The organism is Actinomadura terrae (assembly GCF_022751215.1).
Lineage (GTDB): Bacteria > Actinomycetota > Actinomycetes > Streptosporangiales > Streptosporangiaceae > Spirillospora > Spirillospora terrae.
Genome location: NZ_JAICDG010000003.1, coordinates 943,089 through 961,007, shown reverse-complemented (window position 1 = coordinate 961,007; position 17,919 = coordinate 943,089). Strand labels below are relative to the sequence as shown.

Here is a 17,919-nt window from a genome sequence, read left to right as displayed (position 1 = left end):
GGACGCGCCGAAGGAGCGCTGGGTGGGCCGCGACGCAGGGCCGGTCGTGCGGCCGTACGCGATGACCCGCGGCCGCACCCGGCCCCGCGGCCCGGCCATCGACCTCGTCACGATCCTGGTCGCCACCGGGCAGCAGCCGGGCGAGCGGGTGTGGCTCTCGCGCGAGCAGCGGCGGCTGCTGGAGCTGTGCGCGCGGCCCTCCACCCCCGCCGACCTCGCCTCCGAGACCGACCTTCCGTTCCAGGTGGTGCAGATCCTCCTGGCCGACCTCCACCAGTACGGCCTCATCGAGGAGATGCGGCAGTCCGAGGAGCCCGACCGTCCCGACCCCCGCATACTGATGAGAGTGCTCGATGAACTCCGCCGCCTCTGACACCTTCGGCCGCGCCTCCTACGGCGACGCCGACGACATCCCCCAGCACACCCTCAAGATCCTCGTGGCCGGCGGCTTCGGCGTGGGGAAGACGACGTTCGTCGGCGTGGTCAGCGAGGTGCGCCCGCTGCGCACCGAGGAGACGCTGACCGACGCCTCCACCGGCGTCGACGACCTCGACGGGGTCGAGGGCAAGGTCACCACGACCGTCGCCATGGACTTCGGGCGGCTGACGTTCTCCGGCGGCGTCCGCCTGTACCTGTTCGGGACGCCCGGCCAGGAGCGGTTCTGGTTCATGTGGGACCAGATCGCCTACGGCGCGGTGGGGGCGATCGTCCTGGTCGACACGCGGCGGCTGTCGACGAGCTTCGCCTCCATCGACTTCTTCGAGCAGCGCGAGATCCCGTTCGTGGTCGCCGCGAACGTCTTCGACGGCGCGCGCCGCTACACCGCCGAGGAGATCCGCTCCGCGCTGGACGTCGACCCCGAGGTGCCCGTCCTGCTGTGCGACGTGCGCCGCCCGGACGTCGCGCGGGGCGTGCTGGTCACGCTGGTCGAGCACGCCCTGCGGTCATCCGGGCCACGATGAGGGACGCGAGCGCGGCGTAGGCGGCCGAGTCGTCCAGGCCCGTCCGCGCCTTGATCTCGCCCCGGTGGATCGACTCCATCACCTGGCCCGCGACGGCACCGACGAACGCCGCGTCGGACGCGGCGTCGGACGGGGGCTCGGATGCGGCCTCGTCAACGAGGGCCTGCACGCGCCGGACGGCATATCCGGTGTTGCGCTGGTAGATCTCGCGGGCGGGGGCGAACGCGTCCAGATCGGCGAAGAACGCGGGCGAGGCCGGGGCGAGCGCGGTCGAGATGGCGTGCAGGTACGCGCCGACGCGTTCGCGCGGGTCGGCGCTCGCGTCGACCGCGGCCTCGACCTCCTCGGTCGCGCGGCGGAAGAACGCGCGGACGACGGTGACGATGATCTGCTCGCGGCTGGCGGCGACGGTGTAGAGCGTGCTCTTGGAGCAGCGCAGCGCGGCCGCCAGCTCCGCGACGCTCAGCCCGGCGAAGCCGCGGTCCAGGAACAACTCGATGAGGCGGTCGAGAAGCTCCTCGCGCCGCCGCTCCGCCCGTGGTGCGCCGATCCGCGAGGCCGTCCCTCCAGAAGTGGCCGTCCCGTTCATCCGACGACAGTACCAAAATCGGTTCCGTGGTACTCGTTCTGGTACTGTGCGAGGTGCCGAAAGGAGTTGCGCATGCCCGCCAGCCGGTACCTGCCGACCCCCGAGTCCGCCGACCTCATCGCACTCGCCCGCGAGATCGCGGCCAAGGAGCTCGCGCCCCGCGCGGCCGACGCCGAGCGCGCCGGCGCGTTCCCCCGCGAGGCGTTCGCCACGCTGGGCAGGGCGGGCCTGCTCACGCTGCCCTACCCGGAGGAGTACGGCGGCGGCGGCCAGCCGTACGAGATCTACCTCCAGGCGCTTGAGGAGATCGGCGCGGTGTGGGCGAGCGTCGGCGTCGGCGTGAGCGTCCACGCGCTGTCGTGCTTCCCGCTGTTCGCCTACGGCACCGAGGAGCAGCGTCAGCGGTGGCTGCCCGACCTGCTGTCGGGCGAGCGGCTCGGCGCGTACTGCCTGTCGGAGGCGCACGCGGGCTCCGACCCGGCCGCGATGCGCACGAAGGCCGTCCGCGACGGCGACTCCTACGTCCTGAACGGCGCCAAGGCGTGGACGACCCACGGCGGCGAGGCCGACTTCTACACGGTCATGGCCCGCACGTCCGAGGAGGGCTCGCGCGGCATCTCCTGCTTCCACGTCCCGGCGGGCACCCCCGGCCTGGAGTTCGACGCGCCCGAGGACAAGATGGGCCTGATGGGCTCGACGACCGCGACGGTCCGGCTGGTGCACGCGCGCGTCCCGGCGGGCAACCTCATCGGCGCCGAGGGCCAGGGCCTCGCCATCGCGCTCGCCGGCCTGGACGCGGGCCGCCTCGGCATCGCCGCGGTCGCCACCGGCCTCTCCCAGGGCGCGCTCGACACCGCCGTCGGCTACGCCAAGGAGCGCGAGGCGTTCGGCAAGGCGATCATCGACCACCAGGGGCTCGCGTTCGTCCTCGCCGACATGGACGCCGCCGTGGAGACCGCGCGCGCCCTGTACCTGTCGGCGGCGCGCCTCAAGGACGCCGGCCGCCCCTACGGCCGGGAGGCGTCGATCGCCAAGCTGGTCGCGACCGACAACGCGATGCGGGTGACGACCGACGCCGTCCAGGTCCTCGGCGGCGCCGGCTACACCCGCGACTTCCCGGTCGAGCGCTTCATGCGCGAGGCCAAGGTCATGCAGATCTTCGAGGGCACGAACCAGATCCAGCGCCTGGTCATCTCCCGCCACCTGGCCCGCTGATCACCCCGTCCACCCGGGATCTCTTGGCCCTGCAATCATTGCGCAGGCACCAGAAGCGGGCTGTTGTGGTAGGCGGCGATCAGCCACCGGCCGTCCCGCTTCTCGAAGACCCAGGTCGCGTTCACCTTGCGCGCGTCCTCCGGAACCTCGGGGTCGCCGGGGAACCGGATGGCGGACTCGCTGATGACGATCGCGCCGTCCGTCCCGACGAAGCGGATGCCGAGCTGCTTGTTGTAGGTCGAGCTGCCCTTCAGCGGCCCCTCGAAGCCCAGGGCCATGCTCCGGCGGATCGCCTCACGGCCGTCGCGGAGTGAACCGGGCATGATGGCGGTCGCGTCCGCGGTGTAGTCGGCGACCATGCCGTCGGCGTCGCCGGCGGCCCACGCCTTGTAGGAGTCGGCCAGCACGGCCTGGATCGCGGCCTCGTCTTCCACACGACTGTTCGGCATCGGATGCTCCCTTGTGATCGGCTCATCCGGGGTACTCCGGTGAGCTCGCCAGTACCTACCAGCGGGGAGGTCCGAACTCATCGCACGTCCGCCGGGAACTTCGTCGAGGCGGTCGGTTCGACCTGGGTGGTCTACCGAGGGTCGTTGAGCGCCATTCGGGCGGCGCGCATCTCCGCGTACATCTCCCAAGGCCCTTGCGGGAGGACGTGCCCGGTCTCCAGGAGGCTCTTGAGGTTGGCCAGCACGCACGGCCACCCGGCGGAGACCGAGACGTACTCGTCGTGGTCGGCCAGGTTCTCGTGAGTGACGGTGAGCCGGACGATGTCGCCATGCGGCTCGATGTCGAGCGTGACCTGGCCGGGACCGTCGGGCCGCTCCTCGTTCGGACCCGTCCGGGTGTACACGAGCCGCTTGGGCGGCGCGGCCGCCAGGACCGTGCCGACGAGGTCGACGATCCCGGAACCATCGGTGCGCGGGTGCTCCCAGGCCGAGCCGACCTGCCAGTCGGAGACATTGCTGTGCTCCGCCCAGTATTCGGCGGTCGCGTCGGCGTCGGTCAGCGCGTGCCAGACCTGCTCCGGCGTGGCCTGGATGAAGGTGACGTACACGAAAGTCGGCGTGTCGGCCATGTCATGCTCCCCTGCTCGTCGTGTGCGGCAGCGTCGGCATGTCCGCGCCCCCTCTACCTTGAGCTGCCAATGCAAGCTAGGCGAGCTGACCTTGACCCGTCAAGGTAAGGCGCCGATCGGGGCCGCCGCTTCACGGGTCGAGCATTTGCGTCACCAGGTCCCGCCACCAGGTGAGGGCGTCTGCCGCGTCCTGCTTGGGAGGTCCGGTCAGGCCCGCGCTGCGGCGGAACTGCCGGCCGACGATCGGTTCCATCGCGAGCGCCTGATGAAGGGCGGCGACGGTGAGCTGGGTGTGGCGGCGGTCGGGCGCGGGACGGTGCCGCTGCCGCGCTCGGGCGGTGATGCGTTCGTGGAGTGCGTCGACGACCTCGTCGAGCATTCCGCTGCCCTGGTCGCGCCATCCCGACTGGTGCAGGGCCAGGGCCAGTTCGGCATAGCCGTCGGCGTACACCTCCGCGAGCGCCTGGACGAGTTCGCCGATGTCGGCGTCGGCGCTGACCCAGCCCCGCACCACCTCACCGATGCGTTTCCGCACACGTCCACCGCCGTGTTTGAGCAGCGCGGCCAGGAGCTGATCGCGGCCGCCGAAATGGTGGTTCACCGCGGCGTCGGTGACGCCGACCTTGGCGGCCACAGCCCGTACCTGCACGGCCGCGAGCCCGCCGTCGGCGAGCAGTTGCTCGGCCGCCTGGAGGATGAGCCGCTTGGCCTCATCGGGATCACGTCGCACCCGTCGCTGCATCCACCGATCCTACTTTGACGTTCCAAGGTTATCGTGTACCTTGGCAGGCCAAAGTAACTCAGGGAGGGGTGACCCGTGCTGACGCTCGAGCAGATCGTCCACGACCTGCCGGGGACTTCCACACCGGCGTCGCTCACGCCCTTGTTCCGGGGCGTGTGGCGACCGGCTCCCTACGCGACCCTCGACGGAACGCCGGCGGGCACCCGGGTCATCATCGACCTGACGGACGGGATCATCGAAGGCCGAGGCCTCACCGCCCGCCTCCAGGGGGCAGCCGCCGACTGGTTCGTCATCGGCCCCGACGGCACCGGGACACTGGATTGGCGCGGCCGGGTCGTCACCGATGACGACGCGCTCATCTACATGTACGGGACCGGACGGATGGACACCTCGCCGGGCTCCGGCGGCAAGATCGTGGGTGCGTGCCTGTTCGAGACCGGAGCCGAACGCTACCGGTGGCTCAACAGGTTGCAGGCGGTCTACCGGGCGGGCATGACCGGCCAGGGCACCGCCGACGCCCTGTACCACGACGAATACTTCGAGCTGAGATGAAGACGCCGCACGCTCCCCCGCGTGGGGCTCGGAACTGCGCAGCCTCCCTTTGAGCATGTTCATCTACGACCTTTCGCCGCGATGACCACGGACCGTGATGGGCGGCAGGTTCGTGTCGCCGAAAAGCGAGGAGTGCGCGTGCAGCCGGATCCACCGCAGCCCGGGTTTCCCCAGAATGGCCAGCCGCCGATGCCGGGCGGACCCGCGCCGTGGGGTGGCGGGCCGAGGCCGTTCGCGAGGCCGAATGCCGCGGCGACATTGGTCGCCGGCTATCTGTCGCTGCTCACCGCCGGCCTGCTCGTCTGGTTCGCGACCTACAACGTCGTCTACTCCGGCGGGGCGGTCGGTCCTTCGTCCGGACCGGTGTGGGAGAACGTGGTCGGCGGCGTCATCGCCGCCGGGTTGCTGTTGCTCGCAGCGGTGTTCACGTTCGCCCGGACGATGTTCGGCGTGTGGGCACTGTACGCGCTTTGCATGTTCTACGTACTGGCGATCCTGGTGGTGCAGCCGCTGGCGGGGAGCACGACCTTCGGCGCTCAGTTCAAATGGGTCTTCGGCTTCCAGAAGAGCAACGGCATCGCCATGGGGATGGTGATCATCTCCTGCATTCTGACGGCGATCACGGCGGCGATCGCCGGCCTCGCGAAGTCGTACGACTCAGGAGGGCGTTGACGGACGACGAGTTGCGAGCGCACGCGGTCTCTGTGGCGGCGCAGGTATCCGCCAAGCTGAAATGATACTGCCCTGAACAGCACCGCTGCCTGATCGCCACATCGTCGTGGGCACGGGGTCGTCCCATCCGGTCCGCAGGGCGCAGCAGGAAGTGCTTTCCGTCCTCGTCCTCGACCAAGGACGCGGTGTAGCGACTATGAAGCCGTAGTGGCTGAGGTCCTCGCAGCCGTAGAGCGCTCCGGCCTCCAAGTCCCGGCAGGGACGCGGCGCGGTCCAGTTCGCGCATGGGGGTCTCGCGGTCCGGCTCCGCTTTCGCCGTGTGGTGCGCGTGGGCCAGGTCGAAACGGGCGAGGGGTGCGGCGGGGTTGTCCTCTAGCCAGTCGGCGAGGTCCCTCAGCCCCTTGATGAAGGCGTCGCGGTAGGTCTGCTCGCTCCGAGGACCTGTTCGCCGTTGTCGGGGGCGCCACGCACGCCCTGTGCCCTCGTCCACGGTCGGCTCCCCTCGCCTTATCGGGGTCGGCGCAGGCCGTCGACCAGGAGGGCGACGAGCCGGCGCGCGTCATAGCGGGGGTCGCTGCCCGCGCCGACGCACAGGTTCCCCACGGCGCGCATCAGTTCGTAGGCGCCCACGTCGGAGCGGATCTCGCCGGACGCGGACGCGGCGGAGAGTAGGTCGGCGCACACGGGCACGAGGCGGTCGAGGAAGTAGGCGTGCAGGGTGTCGAAGCCGCTGTTGTCGGGTTGCAGGACGGCGGCGAGGCCGTGCTTGGTGACCAGGAAGTCGACGAACCGGTCGATCCAGCGCCGCAGCGCGGAGTAGGGAGAGGCGTCCTCCGCCAGCAGGACGGGGCCCGCCTCGGCGCAGGCGTCGACCTGGTGCCGGTAGACGGCGATGATCAGGTCGGACCGGGTCGGGAAGTGGCGGTAGATCGTGGCCGTGCCGACACCGGCCTCGGCCGCGATGTCGCGCACCGGCGCCTCGACCCCTGCCCTGACGAACACCGCGGCGGCCGCGTCGAGCAGGGTCTGCGCGTTGCGCCGGGCGTCGGCCCGCTTGGGCCGCGCGCCCACGCCTCGTACGGGTCCGCCGTCCTGGCCGTCCTTGTTCACCGCGCCGCTCCTCCGGTGCCGGGGTTGCTAAACGGGACAGCGTTCCGTATCGTCCGAAACGGGACGCTGTTCCGGTTGTGCTCATCATGCCAGAGCGACGGGACGGCGACCAACCCGTCCCCCGCATCCATGGAGGAGCACGAGCATGCAGTACCGCACCTTGGGCCGCACCGGTGTGCAGGTCAGCGCCCTCGCGCTCGGCGCGATGAACTTCGGCGCGATCGGCCGCACCACCCAGGAGGAGGCCACCGCGATCGTCGACGCCGCCCTGGAGGGCGGCGTCAACCTCATCGACACCGCCGACCACTACGGCGGCGGCGAGTCGGAGACGATGGTCGGCAAGGCCATCGCCGGACGGCGCGACGACATCGTGTTGGCGACCAAGGCGGGCCTCCCGATGGGCGAGGAGCGCAACCACCGGGGCGGCTCGCGCCGCTGGCTGGTCGCCGCGCTGGAGGGCAGCCTGCGCCGACTGGGCGTCGACCACGTCGACCTCTACCAGATCCACCGGTGGGATCCGGCGACCGGCGACGAGGAGACGCTGTCGGCGCTCACCGACCTGCGGCGCGCGGGAAAGATCCGCTACTTCGGCTCCTCGACGTTCCCGGCGTACCGCATCGTCCAAGCGCAGTGGGCGGCGCGCGAGAACCACCTGGGCCGGTACGCGACGGAGCAGCCGGGCTACTCGATCCTGCAACGCGGGATCGAGGCGCACGTCCTGCCCGTGGCGCGGGAGTACGGGCTCGGGGTGCTGGCGTGGAGCCCGCTGGCCTCGGGATGGCTGTCGGGCGCGGTCCGCGAGGGCCGGGAGGTCACCACCAACCGGTCGACGTTCATGCCGCGGCGCTTCGACACCTCGATCCCGTCCAACCGGGCCAAGCTGGAGGCGGTCGAACGGCTCGCCGAGGTCGCCGACCAGGCGGGCCTGACGATGATCCAGCTCGCGCTCGGGTTCGTGACCGCGCATCCCGCCGTGACCGGCGCGCTCATCGGCCCCCGGACACCGGAGCACCTGCGCTCGCAGTTCGCCGCCGCCGACACGGTGCTGCCCGGCGACGTCCTGGACGCGATCGACGCGATCGTCCCGCCCGGCGTCGACCTCGCCCCGGACGAGAAGCACGACACCCCGCCCTCGCTGCTCGACCCGTCCCTGCGCCGCCGCTGACCTACTCCGGGCGACCGCGAATCCGCTACGAACGCGAACCTGTCCACCTCACCACATGAGATACGGTCTACGCTTTCCGAACTGTTCCGCGCATCATGGACCGCGGGCGTTCGAACTCCCTCCACAGACGATCCATGGTGAGGACGGGCATGGGGCTTGGTCGGTATCGGGGGCCGTCGAACCGTGTATCACCACCCCGTTCCCTCGGACGGTGGATCACGATCGCATTGGGGCTCGGTGTCCTTGTGACGGCACTCGCCGCCGCCGCCGGTCCTTACCGGCACACCCGGGAATTCCGAACGGCTGTGAACTGCGATCAGCGCGCCGACTGCTTCGACGAAGAGGCGACGACGATCGTCGACCGCCGCACCTACACGACATCGAGCACCGACGCCGACGGCAACACGACCCAGACCACCCACTATGAGCTCACCTGGCGGCGCGCCAACGGTTCGCGGCAGGCCCACGATGTGTCGTGGTCCTTCTATGACAAGGCCCGCGAGGGGGACCCGGCCCGGCTGCGGCTCTGGCGCGACGAGGTCGTCGGGGTGGAGATGATGGGCAGGGAGGCGTGGTTCCTGCCCGGGTCGGGGAGAACGCTCGCCGCCTGGATGTTCCTGGCCCTCTTCGGCCTCGGCGTCCTGCTGTGGGGGCTGCTGTTCGGCTGGTGGGACGGATTCTTCATGCTCGCCTTCCGCGCTTTCTGCTGGATGTTCATGGGCATCCTCCCCATAGCATTCGGCGCGGGTATCTCGGCCTTCGGCCTGGACTCCGGGAGCGAGCTCGCCGTCCTGGCCGGGGTCACCCTCCTCTTCAGCGGAATCGCCGGTTGGATGCTGTTCTCCACGTTCAAGGAGCGATGGTGACGGGCGTCTAGCCTGATGGCCATTTCCCAGCAGAAATCACCGGCTGTTTCACCCTCCAAGCGGCAGTCGGCTCCGCACGCGAACGGCCGCTAGACCGCTCCCCCGGTGCTCATTCTCTCCAGCACCAGACCGATTTCTTCTCGATGAAGTCGATCTGGACCGTCCGGCGCTCAATATGCCAGAAGCCGCCCTCCCGCCGGTAGGCGTCGCTGTAGCGGAAATGCCACGCGAAGTCGGTGGGCTTTCCCGACTCCTCCTCGCTGAGATGGTGCGCGACGCAGGCGACGTGCCCGGTCGCCGTCGCGTTCTCGCGTCCCGGATCGAACACCTGGCCCACGATCTCGTGCGACGTGCGCGGGAACCGCTCCAGGGATCGGAGCGCCTTGCCGATCTCGTCCCGTCCCTTGAAGGAACGGACGGGTTCGAGCTGCTCCGGAGGGTCCGGCAGTACGAGCACCGCGTCGTCGGCGAACAGCCCCACGAGACTCGTGTACCTGAGCTGGTCGGCGTAGAGCGCGTACCTGGCGACGAGGTCGGCGAGCGCGATCCGGTCGCGCGGATCGAGCACCCTCATGAGAGCCCCGGGCGTTCGGCGCCGATCGCGGCGACCCTCTCCGGCGACCAAGGAACCCCGCCGTAACGCGAGGTGGAACACCCAAGATCCAGCGACATGTCCGGAGCATACAGGGGGCGGGAGAAGTTCAGTGGCGGAGCGTTGAGCGGGCTGTGGGCCGGGACGCCTGATGTGCGACGTCGTCGCTGGCGATCCGGCGCGGACTGTCCCGCGACCTGATGGATTTTCTACCAGTTCCGTTACGCCGACATCCGCGACCATCTCGCCCAAACCGCGCCCTGAATATGTGCGTCCACAACCTCGGCCGCCGTCGTAGCTGATCGTCGGCCCTTTATCGTCGGCCACCGCGGCGAGTCAAGGTTTTTGTGTAAGATTGCGTCTGGACGGCAGGCTCGGGGATCGGAGAGATATGCAGGCCAGCTCTGACGGCGCGGCGCCCCACGAGGAGCACTCCGATCGGTCCTCGCAGGAGCACGATGACACCTCGCCGACGACTTCATCGCAGGGAGCGGCGAGTTTGACATCGGATATCGAAGATTCCGAAGATGCTTCGCCCGGCACCGACGATTCAAAAGAATCGAAAAAGAGAAAGAAGAAGGGCTCCTTTTGGAAGGAGCTGCCCGTACTCGTCCTGGTGGCCGTGGTCCTCGCCCTGCTGATCAAGGCCTTCGCGGTCCAGGCCTTCTACATCCCCTCGGGCTCCATGGAGAACACGCTGCAAATCGGGGATCGGGTCCTCGTCAACAAGATCGTCTACCATACGCGCGATGTCGAGCGCGGTGACATCGTCGTGTTCGACGGGATGGATTCCTGGGATCCCGAAGTCGCCTACTCGAAGCCGACGAACCCGGTCGGGAGGTTCTTCCGGTGGGTCGGTGGAGCCTTCGGCGTCTCCCCGGGTGAGAAGGACTACATCAAACGGGTCGTCGGCATCCCGGGCGACAGGGTCAAGTGCTGCGACGCGCAAGGGCGCGTCTCGGTCAACGGCGTCCCCCTGGACGAGCGGCAATACCTCTACACCAACCCCGCCACGCACGAGCAGAACAGGCCCTCCGACCAGGCCTTCGACGTGACCGTCCAGCCGGGCACCCTCTGGGTCATGGGAGACCACCGGGCCTTCTCCTCCGACTCGCGTGCGCATCTCGGCGACCCCGGCGGCGGCGCGATACCGAAGGATCGCGTCATCGGCCGCGCCTTCGTCGTGGTGTGGCCCCTCAACCGCATGGACACGCTGCCCGTCCCGCACACCTTCCGGCAGCACGCCCTTCAGGCCGCGATGGACGATCTCGTACCTGCGGCACCATCGGCAGTCGCACTGCTGGTCACGCAACCGGCCCTCTGGCGGCTGCGACGTCGAGAGCGCAACCGGCCTCAACGTCGGTGACCGCTCCGAACAGCGCGTCGATGTGCGGGCGTCGCTCCGGAGCCCCGGCGCGACCAGGGAGTTGGTCAGTGGTCGGCGGCTCGCCATCCGATGGGGAGGGAGATCGCGTGATAGCCGGGGTCGCCGCTTCGACGACGCTCGTCCAGCGCGCACCGGTCGGCTGCGTCCCGGTCGGTGAAGACGGCGACACCGATCGGGTCGCGCTCGGGATCGGGTTCGCCACCGCCGAGTAGGACGATGTGAACGGTCTCGCCGTCGGCCAGTGGACCGGTCCGGTCAGCGGCGCCCTGAAGCCGAAACTCTTCCCAGGACGCGTAGCGGCTGCGAACGGAACTCGCCTCCTTGACCTGATCCGCTTCTCGCGCGGTCGCGCACACCGCGATCAAAGGTTCGGCGCCGGAGTCTTCACCGGGCGGGCTGGTGCGCTCGTACACCAGTCGCACGATGGGCTCAGGCACCGCAAGGGTGGGTTGTGGGAGAATTGTAGACACGCGCGTAATAGGTCTTGCCGAGGTAGACGAGCGTGCCGAGCGTGGTTCCGGCCCATGTGGTGGAGCCTCTGCCCTTACAGATCCACTGGACGTTTCGTTGCTGGTAGCGCGCCACGCCGTTGTTGCCACCGGTGTAACTGGCGGCAAGGTGCCACCAGGCTCCCCACTGGTAGCGCAGATCGGTCTGGTGGCGGATGGACGAAACCGCCACACCCTTGCAGTCGGTGTACGGCTTCGTGCCCAGACCACCCGAGGTGCGCATGTAGATGGGGGTGGGAAAGAGCTCGCAGGGGCCGTAGACGACACCCGCGGCGGCCGCCCGGGCGGAGGCGCTCGCCCTCTCGAGGGACCGCAACGCGTCGAGGACCCGCACGGCCTGAGCGGGGGACGATGCCTGCACGTAGGGCGAGGCGCCCGTGCTGGTAGCCGCCGAACCCGCAGCGGCGGTGTTCTGCGCGCCGGCCCGGGTCTCGGAGCCGCCACTGGCGTGGGCGGCGACACCGGCCCCCGTGGTCAGCAGACCGGCGGCGGCGATGACCAGCACTCTTGCGGTCGTGTCCATGATGACCTCCGAGCTCACCTCGACTGCACGAAGAGTAAACATATAAGTGCACTGAGTAAGGAAGGTCCACGGTGAGGGCATGATGGCCGCAAGTAGCGATCAAGATGTCGGGGTGGATACCGCGCGGGGTCGGTGACTCCCGTGGGGCTCGGTTCGACCGCGACCGGGGATCAGTTCAGGGGCGGGGTGCTCGCCGGTGGTCGGCGGTGATGTGTCGCCTGCTCGTAGGCGAACCCCAGGCCGAGCAGCTTCGGTTCGCTGAACGGCCGTCCCAGCAGCTCGACTCCCACCGGCATGCCCTCGGGCGTGAACCCGGCGGGAACGGTCAGGGCGGGGAACCCGGTGTTGGCGGCGAGGCCGCAGATCCTGATGCCCTGCTGGGGCTGCCCGACCGGCGCGGCCGGTTGGGAGACCGCCGGGTAGACCAGCGCGTCCAGGCGGTATCGCTTCAGCAGCCCGTGCAGCAGCCGTTGCGCCTGCGCGCGCCGCGCCAGCCGTTGGCGGTAGGCGTCCTGCGGGCCGGTCGAGGTGCCCAGCCGTTCCCTGAGCCGCTTCAGGACGGTGGGCGTGACCTGCCCGGAGGCGACGATGTCGGCCAGCGTGACGACGTCGGCCGGTGGCTCCAGCCGGGCCAGCCGGCGCGGGAACCGCGAGCCCGGCGCCGCGAGGTAGCGGTTGAGGTCGCGTTCCGTCTCGTCGGCGAACACGCTGGAGCCGTCCACCGCCGACGTCAGCTCGGGCTGGGCCGGCACGTCGACGACGGTCGCGCCGCGCGCCGCCATGTCCGCGGTGGCCGCCCGGACCAGCGCCGTCGTCGCCCGCTCGGGCGGCGTGGTGCCGAGGTAGTCGGTGAACACGCCGATGCGGGCGCGGGCCAGGGCGGTGCCGTCCAGGGCGGTGGTGTAGGTGCGGGGAATCCGTCCGATGGACGCCCTGGTGGACGGGTCGTCCGGGTCGTATCCGGCGGTCGCGTCCAGGAGCAGGGCGATGTCGCCGACCGACTTGGCGATGGGGCCGCCGACGTCCTGGGTGTCGGACAGGGGCGCGATGCCGTCGCGGCTGGACAGGCCCCGGCTCGGCCGCAGGCCGACCAGGCTGTTGTGCGCCGCCGGGCTGCGGACGGAACCGCAGGTGTCCGAGCCCAGACCGGCCGCGCCGAAGCCCGCCGCGACACCGGCGCCCGTGCCGCCGCTGGAGCCGCCCGGGTTGCGGGTCTGGTCGTAGGGGTTGCGGGTCTGCCCGCCGAGGGAGCTGATCGTCTCGATGCCGGAGGCGAACTCGTGCAGGTTGGTCTTGGCGACGATGATCGCGCCGGCCGCCCGCAGCCGTGCGACCTGCTCGGCGTCGTCGGCGGGACGCCCGTGCCGCAGCGCCAGCGAGCCGCTGGTGGTGGGCAGGTCACCGGTGTCGTAGTTGTCCTTGATCAGGATCGGGATGCCGTGCAGCGGGCCGCGGACGTGCCCCCGCCGGCGTTCGGCGTCGAGCCGGGCGGCGTCGGCGATCGCCGTGGGGTCCCGGCGGATGACCGCGTTGACGCCGGGCTGGTCGGCGTACGCCTCCTCATAGGCGTCGATGCGCGCCTGGTAGGCCCTGACGAGGGCCACCGACGTGACCCGGCCGCGCGCCAGCAGTCCGCGTAATCCGGTGGCGTCCATGGTCACCACCCATCGGGCGACGTCGGACGGTGTCGCCCGGTCGGCCGTGTCACCGAGCGCGGCGCCGTTGCCTGTCGCCGCGCCGACCGTGACCACGGGCGGCGTCAGGACGAGGATGCCGGCGGCCAGGGCCGCCGCCGGGACGCGCAGGTTCCGCCTTCGCCTTGCCACATCGGCCTCCTCGGCACCGATCGGCGCCTCGACGCACAGCAGGAAGGACGTGCGTTCGGCCCTGCCGATCGTGACCGGCCGCTGACGGGCCGCCTTGATTATGGCTTGGGGTACGAACCGGATCCAGCGGCTGGCCATCTGTCGCCACCTCGACAGGCCGCGTGCGGGCATGAGTAGGGCCGCGCCCTTCCCCGAGTAAGGACGCGGCCCTGATCCTCTATGGCCGTGAGCGGGGGCCGGCTCGTGTCAGCTAGGCGCCGGGGCAGCGCTTCCAGGCGAAGTGGTACGTCGTCTTGACGCTGCCGTCGGTGGAGTCGAAGGCCATGAAGCTCGTCTTGGACGCGTCCGAGCTGCCCTTGTTCACGCGCAGTTCGGTGTTGACATTGAAGTTGCGGTCCTCACCGCAGGGCTTGAAGACCAGTTCGGTGACCGGCGTGCGGTCGGAGAACTGCCAGTCGTCCGAGAACGAACCCTTGATCGTGTGGCTGACCGGGGTCGACTGCTGCATGCCCTGGTGGTAGTAGTTCGCGCGCTCCAGCCCGGACGCGCCGTCCTCCAGGTGTGCGAAGCCGCGGTAGTCGGCACCGGCGATCGCGTAGGTGAAGCCCTGCGGCACGTGCACCCGCAGGTTGATCTGGCAGTTCTTCCTGAAGTCCGTCGCCCTCGAGTCCCCGCCCGCCTGGGCGAGGTAGTTGCTGTAGGTGACGGTGAACGCGGTGTTGTCGCTCGCCGTGGCGACGGCGGTGGTGCCCGCGGGGCAGCCGGAGCCGTTCACGGTAAGGACATCGATGACGATCCGGTCCGACGGGGGCGGGTCGTCCGTGGTGGCGGACGCGGACGGAGCCAAACCGCCGGCCAGGGCCAGTGCGGCGGCGCACGCCGCCGAAGCGGTCATTGCCTTGCGCATGGGTGCTCTTCTCCTAACTCGGGTGGAGAGTGTTTCTCGGGGACACGCTGCTGCCGTTCTAGACGCAATTCCCGGCAGTCGCGATGTGAAAGGAGCGCTGGACTAGGGGCAGCGCTTCCAGGCGAAGTGGTAGGTCGTCTTGATGCTGGTGTCGGTCGAGTCCATGGCCATCATGCTGACCTTGGCCGGGTCCGAGGTTCCCTTGTTGACGCGCAGCTCGGTGTTGATGTTGAAGTTGCGCTCCTCGCCACACGGCTTGTACACCAGCTGCGCGACTTCGTTCACATCGGTGAACGCCCAGTTGTCGGCGTACTCGCCCTTCAGGCCGTGCTCCGCACGACCGGTCTGGGGCATGCCCTGGAAGTAGTAGCTGGCCTTCTCCAGTCCGGTGGCGCCGGGCTCGAGCGAGGCGAAGCCGCGGTAGTCGGCCGACAGGATCGCGTAGGTGAAGCCCTGCGGGACGTGCACCTTCATGTTGAGCTGGCAGTTCTTGCGGAAGTCGGTCGAGTTGGAGTTGCCGCCCACCTGCACCATGTAGTTGCTGTAGGTGACGGTGAACGCCTCCTTGTCCTCGGACACGGCCACGGCCGCGGTTCCGAGCGGGCAACCCGAGCCGTTCACCGTCGCGAGTTCGATGGTGACGCCGTTCGGGCCGCGGGTGAAGTAGGCGGCGGATGCCGTTGCCGGTGGGGCGGCGACGGCGGCCGTGGCGGTCATCGCCAGGGCGGCAGCGGAAATTGCGATCCCTTTACGCATGCGATTTCCTCTTTGCTGGGGGCGGACGCGGTTTCTACGGCCGAAGAGTTGGAACGTGATCCAGGATCTGCCCGAGAGAGTAGACGGCGCCGATCAAGCCGGTCAACGTCTTCTTTTTAACTTCCCTTGAATGTCGGGGTACGGCAACGCGTAATCTCATTCCGTAACCGGGCGAAAACCCGTCCAATCTGCGAAAACGGACTGTCCAACATTCAACCGGCACCCCCCATTGCAGGGGGACCGTTCCAGAAACAGGGTCAATCGAATTTCAGGAACCGTTCAGAGTCGCTAGAAGAGTGGCCCCGCCTGGCGCGGGACGCGGGGTCGCGGGCCGGCCGCCGGGTCGCCCGGCGGCCCATGCAGGCGGGCGGGGCGTAGGCCCGAAATCGCGGGCCCCCGCCGGTCGAACGCCTGGAAAGCGGCACGGGGCCGCGGCGACCCGAGGTGTAGGGCGCGCGACGAGGGGAAGGGTGCCTTGGCCTGGGCGTCGTTGGAGGTCGTGGGGATGAGCAGCCTGATCGGACGCAACCTGCTCGCCGGAGCCGAGCCCGGCGTCGCCGCCGACGCCGGGTACGCCGACGCGCCCCCGCGCATGGGCTTCTTCACCGACACCTCGGTCTGCATCGGGTGTAAGGCGTGCGAGGTCGCCTGCAAGGAGTGGAACGCCGTCCCCGAGGACGGGTTGGAGTTCACAGGGATGTCCTACGACAACACCCAGGGGCTCGGCTCGGACACCTGGCGGCACGTCGCGTTCATCGAGCAGGACAAGCCGGTCGGGAACGCCGAGACGGGCGCCGCCGAGGGCGGGCTCCGCTGGCTCATGGCCTCCGACGTCTGCAAGCACTGCACGCACGCCGCCTGCCTGGACGTGTGCCCCACCGGGTCGCTGTTCCGCACGGAGTTCGGCACGGTCGTCGTCCAGCAGGACATCTGCAACGGGTGCGGCTACTGCGTGCCCGCGTGCCCGTACGGGGTCATCGACCAGCGCAAGGAGGACGGGCGCGTCTGGAAGTGCACGCTGTGCTACGACCGGCTCGGGGCGGGGCAGACGCCCGCGTGCGCCAAGGCGTGCCCCACCGAGTCGATCCAGTTCGGCCCGCTGGAGGAGCTTCGGGAGCGGGCCGCCGCGCGCGTGGACCAGCTCCACGACCAGGGCGTGGACGACGCGCGCCTCTACGGCGAAAACCCGGCGGACGGGGTCGGCGGCGACGGCGCGTTCTTCCTCCTGCTGGACGAGCCGGAGGTGTACGGGCTGCCCCCCGACCCCGTCGTGACGACCCGCGACCTGCCGTCGATGTGGCGGCACGCGGGCGCCGCCGCGCTGACCCTGCTCGGCGGCGCCGCCGCGGTCTTCGCCGTCCACGGGCGCCGGGGCGGCCGCCGGTGAGCGCGGCCGGGGCACGGAAGGGCACCCGCGGACGCCGGGGGCGGCGTGGCGAGCGGGCGATGGTGCCCGACGCGGAGTTCACCTCTTACTACGGCAGACCCGTCCTCAAGGCGCCGAGGTGGAAGGCGCCGGACATCGCCGGGTACTTCTTCCTCGGCGGGCTCGCGGGCGCGGGCTCGGTGCTCGCGGCGGGCGCGCAGCTCACCGGGCGTCCCGCCACCGCCCGCGCGTTGAAGGTCTCCTCGCTGCTGGCGATCAGCGGGTCGGCCGCCGCGCTGGTCCACGACCTCGGACGGCCCGCCCGGTTCCACCACATGCTGCGCGTCCTCAAGCCGACGTCCCCGATGAGCCTCGGCTCGTGGCTGCTGATGGCCTACGGCCCGGCGGCGGGCGGCGCCGCCGTCCTGGACGTGGCGCGCCTGTTCCCCCGGCTCGGCGCGGCGGCCACGGCCGGCGCGGCCGTGCTCGGGCCCGCCGTCGCGTCCTACACCGCCGTGCTCGCGGCCGACACGGCTGTTCCCGCCTGGCATGAGGCGTACCGCGAGCTGCCTTTCGTGTTCGCCGGTTCGGCGACGGCCGCCGCGTCCGGGATGGCGTTGCTCACCGCACCGCCTGCGGAGACGGGACCGGCGCGCAGCACGGCGGTCGCCGGCGCGGTGCTGGAGACCGCCGCGTCCAGGCTGATGCGGCGGCGGCTCGGCATGGTGGCCGAGGTGTACGAGGGGGGCCGCGCGGGCGGCCTGACGCGCGCGGCCGAGATCCTGACCGTCGCGGGCGCCGCCGGGGCCGCGCTGCTCGCCGGACGGAGCCGGACGGCGGCCGCCCTCAGCGGGGCGGCGCTGCTCACCGCGTCCGCGTGCACCCGCTTCGGCGTCTTCTACGCGGGCGTGCGCTCGGCGGAGGACCCGAAGTACACGGTGGTCCCGCAGCGCGAACGCCTGAACGCCCGCGCCGAGGGCGACAGCGTGTCATAACGGCGCACCTCTATCTCCCCTCCCCTCGGCCCGGAGAAAGCCGACCGGCCCGGTCTTTTACCAGGCCATCCCCATCGCGGCACACTCCGCTCGGGGACAGGTGACAT

The 17,919-nt window shown here is 70.2% G+C and carries 21 protein-coding genes; 10 read left to right on the top strand and 11 right to left on the bottom strand.

The annotated features are described in order from the left end of the window. The first annotated feature begins 22 nt into the window (after positions 1–22). Positions 23–373, top strand: coding sequence for a DUF742 domain-containing protein (locus K2F47_RS24120; protein WP_242907307.1), 351 nt, complete (start codon positions 23–25; stop codon positions 371–373). Then, complete coding sequence (locus K2F47_RS24115; protein WP_242907305.1) at positions 354–962, top strand: GTP-binding protein; 609 nt, start codon at positions 354–356, stop codon at positions 960–962. The genes K2F47_RS24120 and K2F47_RS24115 overlap by 20 nt, the downstream gene beginning before the upstream one ends. Here the strand turns inward: K2F47_RS24115 and K2F47_RS24110 are convergent. Then, positions 919–1,551, bottom strand: coding sequence for a TetR/AcrR family transcriptional regulator (locus tag K2F47_RS24110; RefSeq protein WP_242907303.1), 633 nt, complete (start codon positions 1,549–1,551; stop codon positions 919–921). The genes K2F47_RS24115 and K2F47_RS24110 overlap by 44 nt on opposite strands. A 72-nt stretch (positions 1,552–1,623) precedes the next feature. Between K2F47_RS24110 and K2F47_RS24105 the strand changes: the two genes are divergently transcribed. Beyond that, positions 1,624–2,766: an acyl-CoA dehydrogenase family protein gene (locus tag K2F47_RS24105; RefSeq protein WP_242907301.1), complete on the top strand. Its 1,143-nt coding sequence runs from the start codon at positions 1,624–1,626 to the stop codon at positions 2,764–2,766. A gap of 35 nt (positions 2,767–2,801) precedes the next feature. Here the strand turns inward: K2F47_RS24105 and K2F47_RS24100 are convergent, their stop codons facing one another. The 3 genes from K2F47_RS24100 to K2F47_RS24090 all read right to left on the bottom strand — a co-directional run bounded on the left by K2F47_RS24100 (position 2,802) and on the right by K2F47_RS24090 (position 4,586). Next, positions 2,802–3,215 carry an SgcJ/EcaC family oxidoreductase gene (locus K2F47_RS24100; RefSeq protein WP_242907299.1) on the bottom strand — a complete coding sequence of 138 codons (414 nt, stop codon included), beginning with the start codon at positions 3,213–3,215 and terminating at the stop codon, positions 2,802–2,804. A gap of 131 nt (positions 3,216–3,346) precedes the next feature. Then, the gene (locus tag K2F47_RS24095) at positions 3,347–3,844 is read right to left on the bottom strand and encodes an SRPBCC family protein (protein WP_242907298.1); all 498 of its coding nucleotides are present in this window, start codon (positions 3,842–3,844) and stop codon (positions 3,347–3,349) included. A gap of 130 nt (positions 3,845–3,974) precedes the next feature. Further along, positions 3,975–4,586 (bottom strand): TetR/AcrR family transcriptional regulator, encoded by a 612-nt coding sequence (locus tag K2F47_RS24090; RefSeq protein ID WP_242907296.1) that lies wholly within the window; start codon positions 4,584–4,586, stop codon positions 3,975–3,977. Positions 4,587–4,661: 75 nt separating this feature from the next. Between K2F47_RS24090 and K2F47_RS24085 the strand changes: the two genes are divergently transcribed. Together K2F47_RS24085 and K2F47_RS24080 are read left to right on the top strand one after the other, a co-directional pair. Next, positions 4,662–5,138, top strand: a complete 477-nt coding sequence (locus K2F47_RS24085) for a DUF3237 family protein (RefSeq protein WP_242907294.1) — start codon at positions 4,662–4,664, stop codon at positions 5,136–5,138. Between the two features lie 81 nt (positions 5,139–5,219). Beyond that, positions 5,220–5,810, top strand: coding sequence for a hypothetical protein (locus K2F47_RS24080; RefSeq protein ID WP_242907293.1), 591 nt, complete (start codon positions 5,220–5,222; stop codon positions 5,808–5,810). Positions 5,811–6,317: 507 nt separating this feature from the next. Here K2F47_RS24080 and K2F47_RS24075 read toward each other — a convergent pair. Beyond that, the gene (locus K2F47_RS24075) at positions 6,318–6,920 is read right to left on the bottom strand and encodes a TetR/AcrR family transcriptional regulator (protein ID WP_242907290.1); all 603 of its coding nucleotides are present in this window, start codon (positions 6,918–6,920) and stop codon (positions 6,318–6,320) included. 145 nt (positions 6,921–7,065) lie between these two features. On the opposite strand from K2F47_RS24075, the gene K2F47_RS24070 reads away from it, so the two are divergent. Both K2F47_RS24070 and K2F47_RS24065 read left to right on the top strand, forming a co-directional pair. Continuing rightward, the gene (locus K2F47_RS24070) at positions 7,066–8,085 is read left to right on the top strand and encodes an aldo/keto reductase (protein ID WP_242907288.1); all 1,020 of its coding nucleotides are present in this window, start codon (positions 7,066–7,068) and stop codon (positions 8,083–8,085) included. A 305-nt stretch (positions 8,086–8,390) separates the two neighbouring features. Next, positions 8,391–8,951 (top strand): hypothetical protein, encoded by a 561-nt coding sequence (locus K2F47_RS24065; protein ID WP_242907287.1) that lies wholly within the window; start codon positions 8,391–8,393, stop codon positions 8,949–8,951. A gap of 109 nt (positions 8,952–9,060) precedes the next feature. On the opposite strand, the gene K2F47_RS24060 is transcribed toward K2F47_RS24065, so the two are convergent. Beyond that, entirely contained in the window at positions 9,061–9,525 is a 465-nt protein-coding gene (locus tag K2F47_RS24060; protein WP_242907286.1) for a nuclear transport factor 2 family protein, read from the bottom strand. Positions 9,526–9,934: 409 nt separating this feature from the next. Between K2F47_RS24060 and lepB the strand changes: the two genes are divergently transcribed. Next, complete coding sequence (gene lepB, locus K2F47_RS24055) at positions 9,935–10,909, top strand: signal peptidase I (RefSeq protein ID WP_242907284.1); 975 nt, start codon at positions 9,935–9,937, stop codon at positions 10,907–10,909. Positions 10,910–10,974: 65 nt separating this feature from the next. Here the strand turns inward: lepB and K2F47_RS24050 are convergent, their stop codons facing one another. From K2F47_RS24050 to K2F47_RS24030, 5 genes are all read right to left on the bottom strand, one after another. Beyond that, entirely contained in the window at positions 10,975–11,343 is a 369-nt protein-coding gene (locus K2F47_RS24050; RefSeq protein ID WP_242907283.1) for a hypothetical protein, read from the bottom strand. 16 nt (positions 11,344–11,359) lie between these two features. Continuing rightward, positions 11,360–11,962, bottom strand: a complete 603-nt coding sequence (locus K2F47_RS24045) for a hypothetical protein (protein ID WP_242907281.1) — start codon at positions 11,960–11,962, stop codon at positions 11,360–11,362. A 170-nt stretch (positions 11,963–12,132) separates the two neighbouring features. After that, positions 12,133–13,926, bottom strand: coding sequence for an amidase (locus tag K2F47_RS24040; protein ID WP_242907279.1), 1,794 nt, complete (start codon positions 13,924–13,926; stop codon positions 12,133–12,135). Positions 13,927–14,038: 112 nt separating this feature from the next. Then, positions 14,039–14,695, bottom strand: a complete 657-nt coding sequence (locus tag K2F47_RS24035) for a DUF4360 domain-containing protein (RefSeq protein ID WP_242907277.1) — start codon at positions 14,693–14,695, stop codon at positions 14,039–14,041. Between the two features lie 102 nt (positions 14,696–14,797). After that, positions 14,798–15,451, bottom strand: a complete 654-nt coding sequence (locus tag K2F47_RS24030; protein WP_242907275.1) for a DUF4360 domain-containing protein — start codon at positions 15,449–15,451, stop codon at positions 14,798–14,800. 592 nt (positions 15,452–16,043) lie between these two features. Between K2F47_RS24030 and K2F47_RS24025 the strand changes: the two genes are divergently transcribed. Next, positions 16,044–16,838: a 4Fe-4S dicluster domain-containing protein gene (locus K2F47_RS24025; protein ID WP_242907550.1), complete on the top strand. Its 795-nt coding sequence runs from the start codon at positions 16,044–16,046 to the stop codon at positions 16,836–16,838. Further along, positions 16,835–17,812, top strand: a complete 978-nt coding sequence (gene nrfD, locus K2F47_RS24020; protein WP_242907273.1) for an NrfD/PsrC family molybdoenzyme membrane anchor subunit — start codon at positions 16,835–16,837, stop codon at positions 17,810–17,812. The genes K2F47_RS24025 and nrfD overlap by 4 nt, the downstream gene beginning before the upstream one ends. Positions 17,813–17,919: the final 107 nt, after the last annotated feature.